Annotated in this window: 11 protein-coding genes; 4 read left to right on the forward strand and 7 right to left on the reverse strand. The window is 35.8% G+C overall.

The genetic code is table 11. The features are described from left to right. Positions 1-39: 39 nt before the first annotated feature. Positions 40-993 (reverse strand): ABC transporter ATP-binding protein, encoded by a 954-nt coding sequence (locus HZI73_RS24970; protein WP_212696049.1) that lies wholly within the window; start codon positions 991-993, stop codon positions 40-42. A 10-nt stretch (positions 994-1,003) separates the two neighbouring features. Continuing rightward, positions 1,004-1,840: an ABC transporter permease gene (locus HZI73_RS24975; RefSeq protein WP_212696050.1), complete on the reverse strand. Its 837-nt coding sequence runs from the start codon at positions 1,838-1,840 to the stop codon at positions 1,004-1,006. A gap of 208 nt (positions 1,841-2,048) precedes the next feature. Here HZI73_RS24975 and HZI73_RS24980 point away from each other — a divergent pair, with 208 nt between their 5' ends. Then, positions 2,049-2,729, forward strand: a complete 681-nt coding sequence (locus HZI73_RS24980) for a glycerophosphodiester phosphodiesterase (RefSeq protein ID WP_212696051.1) — start codon at positions 2,049-2,051, stop codon at positions 2,727-2,729. Positions 2,730-2,904: 175 nt separating this feature from the next. Here the strand turns inward: HZI73_RS24980 and HZI73_RS24985 are convergent, their stop codons facing one another. Then, on the reverse strand, positions 2,905-3,321 hold the full coding sequence (locus tag HZI73_RS24985) for a pyridoxamine 5'-phosphate oxidase family protein (protein WP_212696052.1): 417 nt from the start codon (positions 3,319-3,321) through the stop codon (positions 2,905-2,907). Between the two features lie 91 nt (positions 3,322-3,412). On the opposite strand from HZI73_RS24985, the gene HZI73_RS24990 reads away from it, so the two are divergent. Together HZI73_RS24990 and HZI73_RS24995 are read left to right on the forward strand one after the other, a co-directional pair. Next, positions 3,413-4,354 carry a helix-turn-helix transcriptional regulator gene (locus HZI73_RS24990; RefSeq protein ID WP_212696053.1) on the forward strand — a complete coding sequence of 314 codons (942 nt, stop codon included), beginning with the start codon at positions 3,413-3,415 and terminating at the stop codon, positions 4,352-4,354. Positions 4,355-4,685: 331 nt separating this feature from the next. Next, positions 4,686-6,179 carry an NlpC/P60 family protein gene (locus HZI73_RS24995; RefSeq protein WP_212696054.1) on the forward strand — a complete coding sequence of 498 codons (1,494 nt, stop codon included), beginning with the start codon at positions 4,686-4,688 and terminating at the stop codon, positions 6,177-6,179. Between the two features lie 108 nt (positions 6,180-6,287). Here the strand turns inward: HZI73_RS24995 and HZI73_RS25000 are convergent, their stop codons facing one another. Further along, complete coding sequence (locus HZI73_RS25000) at positions 6,288-7,511, reverse strand: aldo/keto reductase (protein WP_212696055.1); 1,224 nt, start codon at positions 7,509-7,511, stop codon at positions 6,288-6,290. 217 nt (positions 7,512-7,728) lie between these two features. Here HZI73_RS25000 and HZI73_RS25005 point away from each other — a divergent pair, with 217 nt between their 5' ends. Then, positions 7,729-8,364 carry a TetR/AcrR family transcriptional regulator gene (locus HZI73_RS25005; RefSeq protein WP_212696056.1) on the forward strand — a complete coding sequence of 212 codons (636 nt, stop codon included), beginning with the start codon at positions 7,729-7,731 and terminating at the stop codon, positions 8,362-8,364. A gap of 105 nt (positions 8,365-8,469) precedes the next feature. On the opposite strand, the gene HZI73_RS26785 is transcribed toward HZI73_RS25005, so the two are convergent. From HZI73_RS26785 to HZI73_RS25020, 3 genes are all read right to left on the reverse strand, one after another. Continuing rightward, positions 8,470-10,764, reverse strand: a complete 2,295-nt coding sequence (locus HZI73_RS26785) for an RtcB family protein (protein WP_212696057.1) — start codon at positions 10,762-10,764, stop codon at positions 8,470-8,472. Between the two features lie 120 nt (positions 10,765-10,884). Continuing rightward, positions 10,885-11,910 carry a glycoside hydrolase family protein gene (locus HZI73_RS25015; protein WP_212696058.1) on the reverse strand — a complete coding sequence of 342 codons (1,026 nt, stop codon included), beginning with the start codon at positions 11,908-11,910 and terminating at the stop codon, positions 10,885-10,887. A gap of 86 nt (positions 11,911-11,996) precedes the next feature. Further along, positions 11,997-15,866, reverse strand: coding sequence for a golvesin C-terminal-like domain-containing protein (locus HZI73_RS25020; protein ID WP_212696059.1), 3,870 nt, complete (start codon positions 15,864-15,866; stop codon positions 11,997-11,999). Positions 15,867-15,902: the final 36 nt, after the last annotated feature.

A 15,902-nucleotide genomic window follows, 5' to 3' on the forward strand; every position in this document is an offset into this window, starting at 1 on the left:
AAATATATAAGAAGCACCATTGCTTTTTATATCCTACGATTAGCTTGCATACACATGTTCATTGGTTACTGAAAATCCAATCTCATTGCCTTTTTGACAAACTGTTGACAACTCTTTTGAAACATAAAGTACCACTTTCTCATCATGTATCATACAGTCCACGGATACATAATGCCCAACAAGGGTTGACGCTATGATTGTTGCTCGATACATCCCTTGTTCCTCTATCACAATATCTTCTGGTCTAAACCCTATACGTTGACCATTCACCTGAAGAAAATTCATCTCTCCCATAAAATTAGCGACAAAATATGTACTGGGATTCTCATAAACTTCATTGGGTGTACCTATTTGCTCGATGGTACCTTTATTCATCACGATAATCCGATCCGAAAGACCCATTGCCTCTTCTTGGTCGTGGGTAACAAATACAATGGTAATACCCGTTTCCAACTGAATCCTTTTAATCTCTTTCCTCATTTCCTTTCTAATCTTAGCATCCAATGCGGAGAAAGGTTCATCAAGAAGTAAAACGGAAGGCTCTAATACCAAAGACCTTGCTATGGCAACCCGTTGCTTTTGCCCTCCTGATAATTGTTTCGGGTATTTTTTTATCTGGTCGCGAATATGTAACATATCCAATGTATCCTTTATTTTTTTATCCATATCTTTTTTCTTCATTTTTCTGATTTTAAGTCCAAAAGCTAGATTTCTGTATATGTTCATATGAGGCCATAGATTATAACTCTGAAACACCATGGATGTAGGTCGATTCTCAGGCTTAATATGATGTATCTCTTGGTTATCTAATGCTATACTTCCTGAATCAATTTGATTAAACCCGCCTATTGCTCGTAAAATAGTCGTTTTCCCACATCCAGAAGGCCCAAGCAACGTCACAAACTCCCCTTTTTTCACTTTAAAGGAAATATCTCGAATGCCATCACCATTTTCAAATACTTTATTGATATTTTTTACAACAAGCTTATCCATTTTTTCACCTCTAATTTATTTTCATACTATCTAAAATTGATTTTGCCCCTAATAACTTAATGGCGATAACCAGTATTACAATAATGGGTACAAGAAGCATTAGAGCAAGTGCAGCTCCTGCTGTACCCGGATAATCAAAAATAACCGAATACATTTCCACAGGTAACGTTTTAATATTGGGCAGCCCAACTAATAGTGTGCCTGCCCCCTCTTCCATAGAGCCTAAAAAAGTAAAGAGAGATGCAACCATGATGCCTGGCCAAGCTAGCGGAAGTGTCACATAGAAGAATGTTCTTATTGGACCAGCCCCAACATCTTTTGCGGCCTCTTCTTGATCCATGCTTACACTTTTAAAGGAAGTACTGCTAATCCATATCATCATCATTAAGGAATTAATCACATGAATAATAATGACCCCTGCAAATGTTCCCATTAGATTTAATTTATAAAACATAACACCTATGCTGGCGTAAAGTCCTATTCTTGGAAAGGCATTAGACAGTAGAAAAGAAAAATAGCATAATTTTTTACCTACAAAATTAAAGCGTGCAAAAGAATATGCTGCTGGAATACAGATACACATAGAAACCACTGTTGTGACAATCGCCACTAAGAAGGACATAACAAACGAACCAACAACACCTGGTCTGTCTAACACATACGAAAACCATTTTACAGACCAATTCTGTGGTAGATACTGATTATTGGCTAAGTCACTTCGAAAAGCATCAACAAAAAGGTTAACGATTGGAAAGAAAAAGAAAAACATTAATGATGCTACCACTAAGCTGCCGATTATGATTTTTATCCTATTAATCATCGATTTATTGTTTATTTTATGTCTCATTGGGTTACCTTCCTTACATGTTTTGTGAATACACCGTCATTCTAGCAACGACGCTTTAGTGTGTCAATGCATGGAACTTACCCTTAACAATGTTTACAGAAATGTTACAAAATGCAACAGCTATTAACAATTTCTAACATATATTTAATAGACCTCTAGACGACTATATATTATAATAAAGGAATATTTGTAAAAGGAGATGTTGAAAATGACTGTAAAAGTAACGGCACATAGTGGTTTTTCCGGCTATGAAGATAATAAGCTTGAAAGTATTCTAGCGGCTTCACAATTACCCATTGACTGTTTAGAAATTGATGTCCGATTAACGAAAGATAGAGTTGCTGTTTTAGAACATGATGATTGTATTGCAGAAGGAGGCATCTTCATTTCTCAATCTCGTTTTGAGGATTTGCCTTCTCACGTCTTAACCGTTGAAAAGGTATTAACCATTTTATCCCCAACATCCATTCATATCAATTTTGATATTAAAGATATAAAAGTTATACCCATTCTTCATAGATTAATCGTGGGTTATGGCTATAAAAAAAGACACCATCTAACAGGGCTAGATGCTGACCTTGCTTGTCTTGTTAAAAAAGCTTATCCCGAACTTATTGTCTTTATAAACGAACATGGTTACACTAAAACGAAGGAAGATTTATTGAAAAATCTAGAGGAGGGCTATAAGCTATCTAATTGTGATGGTTTCAACATTCATTATTGTGCTCTAAGCCAAGAAATCATTGATTTAAAAAATAAATATCATATTCCCCTATCCGTTTGGACAGTGGATAACATAAAGGATATAAAGATGTGCGCTACATTAGGTGTTGATCGTCTTACAACCAATAATATTGAAGCATTTTTGGAAGGAGCAGCTAATAGCTAATATAATATAAATGTTTATTTTCTTTCTAACAAATGAAGGGACTCTAGCATGCTAGAGTCCCTTCATTTGTTAGATTATATCCTAGTAAATCATTTAACCTATCCATTGTCTGCTTTTTTGAAGGATTCGGTTTTAAAGAATGGTTTAAACTTCCAGTATGTTTCATAACTAAACGTTATACGCAATAATTACCTTTATCTTCAAAATCCAGTATAACCACTGCTTTTTCAAATACAATCTCATATAGTGCCAAGTATTGCCCCATTTGCTCAATGGTTTCTCTATAATCTTCTATTTTGTTTACGAACTCATTTTTCAAATCATAAATGGTAAGTTCACTCTTTTGAACCTTACCCTTCAATTTCACATGTTCCGTTCCCATATGAGGTATTGTTGTGATGGCAATGTTATTGTTTTGCTCAAACTCTTTCACTTTATTATTGTCCTTAAAAGTGGAAAAGAAGATTTTTTTTGATGTTTCATCATAGTAGAAATTCACTATTCTAACGTTTGCCACACCATCTACACTGGTTGCTAAAGCCATGTCATGTTGACTGTTCATGATCCGAAGAAATTCTTTTTCTGTATGCATATTTTATCTATCTCCTTTACTTTTTCATAATGATAGTATAGTCTATAAAGGTGTCAATTAATGATACTTTTAAATTAAGAAAGGGGCTCATATGAGAAAGTCAGAAAGAATCTATGATATGATGGTCTATCTTAACGGCAAAAAATATTTCAATCTCAAAGATTTAATGCATAAATACAACATATCTAAGAGCACTGCATTGAGGGATATACAATCATTAGAAGAAATTGGTATGCCAATCTACTCTGAAAAAGGCCGGCACGGCAAGTACGTCATCTTAGATAATAAGTTATTATCACCCATTGTTTTTACAATAGATGAAATGTATGCCTTGTATTTTTCAATGCTTACTTTAGATGATTACCAAACAACACCTTTTCAATTAAATTTCACCACCTTAAAACAAAAATTTCAAAAATGTCTTTCTGAAAAATACGTGGATGCGTTATCCAAAATGGAAACCATTTTGAGATTACAAGTTTCCAAGCAGCCCAATATCACTCCGTTCCTGAAAGATATTTTAGAAGCAGCCATGTATGAAGACGTATGTAGGGTGACATACACAAAGCAAGAAATAGAAACATGTTACATTGTACAGTTTTATGATATGCGTTCAAAATATGGTCAGTGGTATACAACAGCACTTAATTACGAAACAGGTAATCGGCAAGTTTTTAGGTGTGATAAAATCATAGCATTGGAGGTAACACGTGCATACCAACCTCAACCTTTACATGCATTACAATCTTGTTCACATACCATATATAAGCAACGTGGAGCTACAGCATTCAGTGTTAATATTACCTCAAAAGGCGTGGATTTATTTTATAAAGAGAATTATCCATCCATGAAACTGCATTCTGAAAACGGACAATATAGGATAGAGGGTTTTTATAACAAAGATGAAGAAGATTTTATTGCAAAATATTTTATAATGTATGGGGATGCCATCACCCATATAGAACCGACAGCTCTTAAAAATCTAATTGTCAGTAGAATGGCATTACTCGTTAACCATTTTAAAACACTATAGGATATATGATATAAGGATACTATAAAAAAGCTAAATTGTAGTTCATTAATTGAACGATCATTTTAGCTTTTTTGCATTGTTTTATTATATAAAAACTCTAAATTTTTTTATATATCAGTTTATTTTCTTTTAATTTTATTTTTAACTGAAACAATTGACTCGGTAAGCCATAAGTGTTACAATTCCCTTGTTGCAATTTTTTATTTCTTTTGCAAATATAGGCTAGACAAAAGATAGGAGTGATTAATTCAGTAACAAATTATTAGTTATGTTTTTATTATCAGTAATATCTAAGGGTATATAGTTAACAAAAGAAAGTGAGGGACTACAAATGAAAAAAAGTAAGTGTTTTGAGTTATGGCGGTTTAAAAAAATGAATAGGATGCTAATTTTTTCTTTAATGATTGTTTTAATATTGCCTACTGGAAAGCTATTTGCTTCAACTCCACCGGAAACTAATCAAGAACAAAATGTACAAGAAATTAGTAAGAAAAAAGTTACATGTAATAACCCTATCTTAAATTATGACCTTCCTCATGTGACAGAAGATATGCTTTATGCTTCATTTTGGACCGATAAAGTTGAGCATCCTAATGATATCATTCAGCCCATAGAAAAAATCCAAGCACTAAATAAAGAGAATATCAACAACTTAGATTATTTAGTGGATATATTTTCATTAGGCGAGTCTGTAACAAAAAGTTGGTTAATTGAAGAAATAAACAATATAAGTAAAATATCACAATACAAAAGGTATAACAGTGAAGGACAATTACTCACTCAGGCGTATTATGATCAATTAATACATAATATGAATGAAGAAAGCATTGAAGAAAACACCCCCATAACATATGGTATAGCTGTAAAAAGAACTCAGATTAGAACTTGGCCAACCTATGATAAAGCATATAAGACCAGTGAAAAACAAGACCTTGATCGTTTTTTAGAAACAGCAGCCTATACCATGGAACCAATAGCTATTTTCCATACAAGTAGAGATGGCGAATGGTATTTTGCAGCGACATATAATTATTATGGGTGGATTCCTGTGGAAGATATTGCTATTGCTGAAAAACAAGAAATACTTGACCTCACATCATGTGATGATTTTTTAGTTGTTACAGGTGATAAAGTTTATGCACGAGGCATTGGACGTTGTGATGATCATAGATGCCCTAGTAAAATTCAATACGATATGGGTGTTAGGATACCTTATGTGAAAGTATTACCATCCAGTATACATAAAAATAAAGCAAAAAATCACTATATTATTAAGAGACCCATAAGAAATGAAAACGGTATGATGGAAATTAGGTATGCTAAAATATCAAAAAAAAGTGATGTCAACGTAGGGTACCTCGACTATACAATAAAAAATATTATGAATCAAGCGTTCAAATTCTATGGCGAAATCTATGGTTGGGGTGGCGATAATAATGCCAGAGACTGTTCAGCGTTCATTATGGACATCTTTAGATCCTTTGGGATCACCCTTCCAAGGAATGCAGGCCAGCAAGTGCCTACAACGGGGTTAATTTATGATTTTGAAAATACAACCGATAAGTTAAAACTTCTAGAAACCATGAAACCAGGTACCGCCATATATTTTGATGGTCATGTTATGCTGTATGTGGGGCAACATGAACAAAGACATTATATTATACATGATGTGATCAAGGTCAATTATATGAATGATGACAACGTGATTGTTCCTTACGTACTTGAACAAGTAGCACTTACCTCCCTAGACTTATATAATAACAGCCATGAATTATATATCCATGCACTGACAAAAGGTAATCTGTTCTATTGGGGAATAGAATAAGGTACTACATAAGAGTTTTATAAACCAATGACTAAATGGCCTTCTATCGATCGTGTAAAATCATAGAAGGCTATCTTTATTATTTTATAGCTTTGTTTACCGTCTTTTTCAAATCCCACTACGCTTCTTCTTTGTTCCCTTTAATCCTATGAATTTCATAGCTATTTTAACAATAAGTTTTATCACCTTACTATCAAGCTCTTTATGTGCATTTTTGAGCTCTTTTCTTATTTGTATGTTTTGAGGACAATGTTTCTCACACTTTCCACACGCCGTACAAAGGTTTGCTCCCGATTTACTTGCACCAAATACGCCAAGTACACGGCCTATATATTGAAGCTGGGACAGTCTGCTGTTAAAAAAATACTTATCATTATACTCACTGAATATGGAGGGAATAGCCACTCCAAATGGACAAGGCATACAGTAATTACAACCTGTGCAGGGTACCTTCATCAGGTGTCTATATATTTCCTTAACTTCATCCACAATCTCAATCTCTTCTTCTGACATACTGTTAGCTGTTGTCAAATTTGCAACCTTAATGTTCTCTTCAATATGTTCATCCACATTCATACCACTAAGAACAACACCCACTTCTTTATGGTTCCAAATCCATCTAAGCGCCCAGAAAGCTGCTGATCTTTTTTCGCTGTATTCATCAAATTTCTTCTTCACTTTATCCGGCGCTTTTGCCGCTAAGTTCCCACCACGCAAAGGTTCCATGATAACAACGCCTATTCCTTTTTCATAAGCTTTCTTTAGCCCTGCCAATCCTGCTTGATTATACTCATCTAAATAATTAAACTGAATTTGACAAAACTCCCAATCGTAATCGTCAAGAATCTTTATAAATTCTTCTGGTCTCCCGTGAAAAGAAAATCCGATATGTTTGATTTGCCCACTTTCCTTCTTTTCCTTTATAAAATCAATAATGCCTAACCTTTTCAGTTTTTCCCATGATGTTAAGCTATCAAGCATATGCATAAGATAGTAATCAATATAATCGGTGCTAAGTCTTTCCAACTGGGTGTCAAAATATTTTTGAATCTGTTGGGATTTTGTTATGAAGAAGGTGGGAAGCTTGTCAGCTATGTATACTTTATCTCTAAGATCATGCTTCTTAATAAACTCACCTAATATCACTTCACTTTTACCATTATGATATGGATAAGCTGTATCATAATAGTTAACGCCATTCTCATAGGCATATAGCAATTGTTTCTCTGTTTTTTCCTTATCAATTCTACCATTTTTACTAGGGAAACGCATACATCCATATCCTAAGACCGATAAATCTTCCCCATCATTTACTAATTTCCTATATTGCATATCACAACCTCCTTCAATCGTCGAATAAATAAACGTTAGGATATTAACATCCTATCCGTTTTTTGCACCATTCATGACTACTACAATTAGGGTATACTTATATCACTTTTTAGTTGACACAGTGTCTATAAACTTATTATATGTTTTTACAGACACTGTGTCAACTATTTTTGAAAATTATTGAAAATCATGGTACAATAGCAACGAGGTGAAATGAATGAGATTTGAACGTGCAAGGACTAACGAGCAAAGACAAGAAAGAAAAAAAGAGATATTAAAAGCATGTGCAACGTTGTATGACGAGTCAGGTATTGATGGTGTACATTTTAAAGCAGTCAGTGAGATAACCTCTTTTGTTCGATCAACCATATACACCTACTACAAAACTAAGGAAGAAATCCTTCTGGACCTTCTTCTTGAAGATATTAAAACTTGGTCTTCGGATGTCCATTTCATTATAGAGACACATGACGTGTTATCAAAAGAGCATTACTGTCATGAATTAACAAATACATTTGTAAATAATACGCGGATGCTTCAATTAATGTCCATCCTTTACTCAATATTGGAAAAGAATTGCAGTTTAGAAAAGCTGACCGCATTCAAGTCTGAATTAACAGGCTTAATGCGACCATTGATAACCAGTATAGATAAGTACTTTCCAGATTCAGATGATGATTCAAAACGTACCTTTTTTTACACGTTATACTGCTTTGTATCAGGTTTATATCCAACAACCAATATTACTCAGAAGCAAAAAGAAGCCATAAAAAACTCAGGTATTGACTTTCATCCCGTAGATTTTGGTACGATGTGTTACAAAGGATTGTATGCATTAGCGTCTGAATTGTAGTTACAACGCTACTAAGTCTTTAAAAGTACACCATTTAACAGACGCTTACCTTCTCTTTAAAGGTAATGATTGTTACTCGTATCTTCAATTTTATACACTATCGGTTTAATTTTGAGACTTAAAGTTGTAAATGGGTTTCAATATCCCTTTAATATCAACTGTATCACCAATATGATCCACAATATCTTCCATGGATTTATAAGCCATGGGGGATTCATCAATGGTTTTGGGCGTGACGGATGTGGAATAGATACCTGCCATCTCTTCTTTAAATGCCTTGAATGCGATAAGCTCAAAAGCTCTGGTTCTTGACATTAGTCTTCCTGCTCCATGTGGAGCGGAATCGTTCCAGTCATCATTCCCTTTACCTACAGCCAGTATTGAACCATCACGCATATTAATGGGTATTAATACTTCTGTATTTTTTGAAGCCTTTATTGCACCTTTTCTTACAATGTTATCGTCAAAATCAATGTAGTTATGGGTTGTATGGAAACTTTCAAATTCACAATGGCCAAACATATGTGTCAAAATTTTATCTGCCATTGTCTGTCTATTAAGTTCTGCAAACTGTTGACATATAGCCATATCATGGAGATATTCTTCTCTTTTTTCACCTTCTAAGTAGCACATGTCGTCAGGAAGTTCTTTATCTTTGTAGAACGTTGTCCTTAGTTCTACGATTGCATCTTGAATCTCTTTTCTTCTTCCTTCGCTTTTGTATGATTCAATCAACGCTTGTTTACATTTAATGAATTCATCATTATAGCCAGAATGGTATCCAATGGCTTGTTTCTGATAGTGGTTGGCAACAACATATCCTAGATTTCTAGATCCTGAATGAATCACAAGATATTTGTTCTTATCCTCATCCCTATTCACTTCTATGAAATGATTGCCGCCTCCAAGAGAGCCGATGGCACGATTCCATTTTTTTAAATCCTGTCGCGCATCTTTAAGTAGTTTTAATTGTTCCAGTACTGGCACAAAATCCACTTGCTTATGTTGATTGATGGCTTTTCCGTTTGGTATGTTGTGATGGATAAACTCATCTAATTGCTCTAAAGCCATGTCAACTTTCCCTAATTTCACCGTTAACATACCACATCCTATGTCTACACCAACAATATTGGGTATCACTTTTTCTCCTAGATTAGCTGTGAAACCAATGACACATCCTTTTCCAGCATGGACATCTGGCATGATGCGAATCTTAGCGTTAGAAAAAGATTCAATATCACATAATTCTTTAATCTGGGTCATTGCACCTTCTTCAATCACATCTGTATAGACAATGGCTTCATTATATTTTCCTCTAATAATCATTTTATCTGCCCCTTCTTTATGCTTTCTGATGCCATTATAACCCCTATTGTTACATAAAGATTGTTCAGTTAAATAAACCTTTAATTTTTTTTCATATTTTTCGTAGTAGTGAAGGGTTTTCTTTGCATCAGCGATTATTTCTTCTCTAAGTTCTTTTGGTTCAATGACTTCACATCTTGAACCAAAGGAAAGAATAAACTTTTTTATGACCAGAGTGTTTCTCATATCGGCTTCAAAGAGATAGATATGCATGTTGGAATCAAGGCATCTAACCACTTGATTTTGCCCATAAACCTTTTCTTCTAACATACGGCCCATTCTTCCATATACTTTTAATTTGACATGGGTAACATGTTCTTTGGCTCCTTCTTTATCAAAAAAGGCTTCTTCTTTATAATGACTGTCTATCGTATACCCATCCTTTAATAATTCAATGTCAATCATCCTGTGTAATTTAAACTTATTAAAACTTGAAAGCATATGTTTTATGCTTTCATCATAAGCAAAAACAATCCAGTTGGTATATTTAAATAACTTATAGGGATGAATAATATGGTAACTGTCTTTATTATAGCCTTTGTATAATATTTTCACTTTCCTTTTGGAATCAATGGCCGTCTGGATGATATAATATCTTCTTTCAATTTCCTCTGAAGGCATGCTTAATGGAAAATGACCATAGAGTGCTAACGCTTCGTTATGTTTAGTCTGTTCATTTTCTAAAAATGCATTCCCTAGATAATCAAGTAATGTTTTTTTATTGGGTACATTGCTTTCTTTTAAGAGGTACTCATATGCCGTGCCAAGTAATTTTAGTTGGATGTCATTCATCTTCATGCTTGGAAGCATGGCATCAAACTCCAGATAATATCCTCCATATTTACCTGATTTATAACCAATTGGATAACCTGCACCATATAAAGTATTCTTATAGTTATTTATATTTCTTGTTGTTTCTTCTCCAAGTAAATATGCAATCTCCGCCTTCTTAACATATTTCTTAGATTTAAGGATTTTGAGAAGTCTTATACATTGTATGGTTTTATTTGGTTTGTCATATTTTTTTCTTGGCATAGGTCATCCTCTTTTACGTTATTTGTTTTAATTGTATCATATTGCTGGTCCTATTTCAGAAAAAAACCTGGGAACAGATGTGATTAAAAAAGCATGCTCTTCGAGCATGCTTAAATTGATTTATAACGTAGTACCCTTGTTTTCAAAGTTTTTTAGAGGAATCTGGACATTGAAGCTATCCTGCTTCTCGTTATCAACAGCTGCTGCACACAAAAGTACTTTTGGCTGTCCATTTTCTATGTATAACTGTGGGCGTTCTAGCCAAGCAAGATCTTCCTTTTCACCATCCGACCAAGTGAAGTGAATGTCAAAAGCAAAAGGATTATTTCCCGGAAACCAATCCATCCCATTATCTGATTCAAATAAAGCTGTGGAATGCACATCTGATTTGGTGAAGTATCCCTGAAAATCTTTAACCAAAGCATAGTACTTACCATCGCCATACCAGATGAAAGGGTCCTCAACAGACCAATCATTTTCTGGATTTTGCATGATCGGTTTATCCGCTTTCTCAAAAGGCCCTAAAGGGTCTTCTGCAATAGCAACACCACAAATAACAGGTCCACCTTTTGGCATGTCACCATTGCCTACTGCCTTATAAACCATCAAAATGCGACCATCAGGCATGAGAGCAGCAGAAGGATTACTGGTCATCAAATGGTCATAGGAGTCTTTCGTCACATCGATAACCGGTTGATCCAATCGATGCCAAGGACCTGATGGATGATCTGCCCATGCAACACCAACTCTTTGATTATTACGGTAAACCCACCATTCAGGGTCTTCGTGATCAATCACTTTACATGGATCCATCCCATAAGTTCCCATATAATACATATAGTATTTTCCTTTGACTTTGATAACGGTAGGGTTATGAATACTACTACCATCCCAATACCCATCACCCCGTCCACTTATAACAGCCCCTTTGGGTTCAAATGGCCCAAAAGGTGTTTCCCCAACAGCATAGGCAATCTCACTATGTGATACCCAAGCACCATGACCAAATTCCTCTTTCCAGCGGCTATAAAGCAAATGGTATTGACCATCATCACACTTTGTTAATGTAGCCCCCCATACTTTATAACCTTCTTCTTGAAATACTGCAGTCTTACTTGCTGGCATCATCATTTTATTAAAATCCATATACAATCCATCTCTCTTTCGTTTAACTTATCCATAAGCTCATGGCTCATGGATACATGCCTAACGCCTACTTGTTACTGACATGATTATTTATTTTCCAACATGTCAATTGGTGTATAGTATCTCACATAATCGACTTCCATAATGGAACCATCCGCAGCCTCTTCATCCAAGTAGCCAGCAAATCCTGGTAATACAGCTACAGATAAATAGATTTTAAGGAAATCTGGATCATATGGAATACTCTTCGTACTTCTAATCAGTTCATCATTAACGAATACTTGATACGTATCACTGTTCTCAGGTGAATCCCATGGATCAATACCATTATTTTCACGTAACATACCACCAATTTTAACAAATTGGTTGCCAAAGGTTGCTTCACCCGTTCCTAATGGATAATACATATGATGGTTGGTCAAACGCAGCGGTTTACCATTCTCATCTTTTCCATGCCAATGTAAATTGGTTGATAGTTCATAAGGATAATGACCTTCATTAAAGTCAAGCTCTAAGAATTTAGGTGATTCATAAAGCCCATTTTGAGTCATTGCCCAGAAACTCTGATTTAAGCCTGTGGCTTCTGCAAGCTTGTAGGACGCTTCATAATAACCATACTTCATCATGGTCTCTCTTGTCATCACATTACCAGTAGTCCAAGTATGTTCAAAGGGATATTTATCAAGATGTTCTTTTCTAGTATGAATTTTGAACAGACCATCTGACACTTCCACATTCTCTGGTATTCTGGCACTGTGTGTGACTGGATTCCCTAAGACTCTATGGGCTGAATCCACAATCCACTTATCGGTTAAGTTGGCACTATAACCATCCACGGCTACATAGTCAAACTCGTCTACAAAAGCTAATCGCCAATTGACAGGCAGAGCTTCTGAAAAGACTTCATCACTTATTTGTCCGTCAACGGATGCAGCGATGACACTTAGCTTGATGTATCTGCCTGCTACTTCTTCCGTAGGTGTAAAAGTTGGTGAAGTTGCCCCGCTAATTTTCTCAAATGCTCCGTTAGCAGTGTTCCCTACATACCACTGATATTGCGTTGCGTCAAGGTTTTCATTATAATTCAGTTCATGTGTGTATGTATAGGCAGCTTCAATCTTACCGTCTATCGCCACACCTTTGATATTTTCAGCATTAACCATCTGTCCAGTGACATGGACATGAGCTAATTGTGGTTTAACAATTTGCTTCTTGAATGGACCAATAACCTGGGAAAATACTTCTTCACCATGGCCATTGAGTTGCTCATTCTTAGGTGTTATGCCTACCTTAATGTATTTATCTTTATAGTCGCTGGTAATTACTTTGGTGATGTCTTCAAGTGAATGAACTAGACCAGACTCAATTAACACCCAGCCAGAAGTTTTGTCGTTATCATCATCGTCATCATCATCTTCGTCGTCTTCATCGTCATCATCATCGTCATCTTCGTCTTCGTCGTCATCATCATCGTCTTCTTTATCATCTTTTTGTTCATGTTTTTCAATTTCGTCATAATCATCCGTATAATACCATGCATACATGCTTTCACCTTCGCTGTCAAAGTTAGCATCATAATAATCATAAGTTGCTGTTAACGTATAATCAATCCATGGCTTTCCATTTAGTGTTACAGCTCTCGCTTCAGGTGCTTGATCATTCTCTGCAACAGGTCCCATCATCACTTCATCACTGGCACCAACGCCATTAGCATTTTGTGGTGTTACAACCAGCTTTATGTATTGATGACGATCCTCTTGTTGTAACGTATATGTAATGGTATCCATAGCCGTTGTTGTCCCAGCACCCACTTCAACCCATTGATCTGTGTTTTTATGTTCCCCACGAAGCCACTTATAAGTGGTACCATCTTCTAGGTCACCATTTATATCCATATAATCATAGGTTCCTTTTAATGTGTGTCCAGGTGCTAGACTGCCACCAAATTGAAGATTCTTAATATCAGGTAATACATCATAATCACCCATGCGCTCAAATTTTACTGCATCGGCTCGTATGACTTTACCCGTGGTGTTAATCAGCTTCACATAAGCTTCTTCGTCAGGTCTGAACTTAAAAGTCCCTAGTTCAATCCATGTACCGTTATTTTCTGATGTAAAACCTGTAAAATCCAGCAAACCGCTATGCTGCACATTGTTACCAGAGCCAATTTCAATGCCTGGCATAAGTACATTGTTATCATGATAGGCTGGATAATAGTAAGATACCTTATATTCCCCTACCAATGTCCCTGTCATATACCATTTACAATGAACACCTTTTATTTGATTCCATCGATGACTGCCCTGATAAGACTTACCACCATATGAACTTGAACCAAAGTTCTCACTCTCATAATAGTTCTTAAGACTTGCATTGTCAATAATATAGGTGCTGTCTATTGGTCCGATGACATTACTTTCTACCATGTCACCAACACTCAGTTGAGTCGCTTTATTTTTAGGTGTGATTCTTAGTTTTATATATTTACCACAATCACCATTAGCCGTAATGTATTGCATGAGTTTGTTATCAAGGGTCTCACCACTTTTCACAACCGTCCACTCTGCATCTACAGTATTGCTATCTGAGGTAACCCATTCAAATGTTGTGCCGTCTTCTTTGTCATTATTCACATCCGTATATGTATATGAACCGTTGATTCGACTTAGTAAAAAGGGGTCGCCTTGTATATTTACATGGGTTGCCACTGGGGCTGCTTCGGGAAGTGCTGGGGCCACTAGCTTTCCAACAACATAGGACCTGGTATACCCATTAGGATATGTAGCACTATTATTTTTTGGTGTTATTTCTAACTTAATGTAATGGCCTTCGTCACCACTAGCAAGAACATAGTGTAAATCATCATTACCCGTTACCGTTCCTGATGTTATGAGCTCCCAGTTTTTAGAAGCTAAATGGGTTGCCCGTAATAAACGATATTGGCTTCCTGCTTCCACATCACCATTATCATCTGAATAATCATAACCACATACGAGGGTATCTTTCACGCTGTAACTCTCCGTTTTTGGCTCCACGACTAACTCTGTCGCTTGAGGTGGTGCAGGCAAATCCACAACGAATTTGGCTGAATCAAGTCTTAATTGTCTGACACTGCTGTCGTTATGTAATTCTAAATATTCATCTCCAGAACCTGTGAAGGTGTAAATACCAAGGTTCATGTAGCCATGATTACCACTTGCTAGATTCACATCTTGAGTATGTGTCTCACCACCTGCAACAACTGTTGCTGTAGCCTTTGTCGTATTCCCAGAATGGATTAATCGGTTGAGTAACACCCTATAGCTACCAGGTTCTAAAGTTGGTGTCCACCTTCCATAACCATCCGCTGACTTACTATAGAGGTGATTAACACCATGTCGAGTTGGAAATGTTGAACCACCTGTTGTACTGACACCAAAGGTAACAGTAGGTGCAGATGTAAAGCCTTCATCCACATTATCAATAATCACTGCTGTTGGTAAATTAGGATTCCATGTATTTTTTACCACAATGGTAGTTTCCGCCGTTTGGTCATCTACACCGACGGTCACTGTATAAGTAATATCTTCATCTGCAAGACCTATTCGGCTAGAATAAAATGTTACTGGAATATCATAGTAGTATTGACCACTATCTTCTCTTATACCTTCTGTTCCAGTTATGATTTGATTATCCGCATAGATAGTGTCTAATACTACACTGTTTTCTTTCACCACAAAGGTGACGGTCTTTCCCTTAACCGATTCAACATCATTTGCATAAATGCTGGTATCAACGGTTATTTCACCACTATCACTAACATTGTTAATTTCAGTTGTTGTGATGATGGGTGTTACTTGATTCCTTTCAACGCTATTAGGTGAAGCCTGAGCATTAACTTCCATATTAAAACCACTTAATTGATTAAGGACTAGAATTAATCCCAGTGTTCGTACCATCATTTTTTTTATCATCGTATACCCTTCCTTTATCATTCTTATTAAATTATG

Origin of the sequence: Vallitalea pronyensis (genome assembly GCF_018141445.1) — a bacterium.
GTDB lineage: Bacteria > Bacillota > Clostridia > Lachnospirales > Vallitaleaceae > Vallitalea > Vallitalea pronyensis.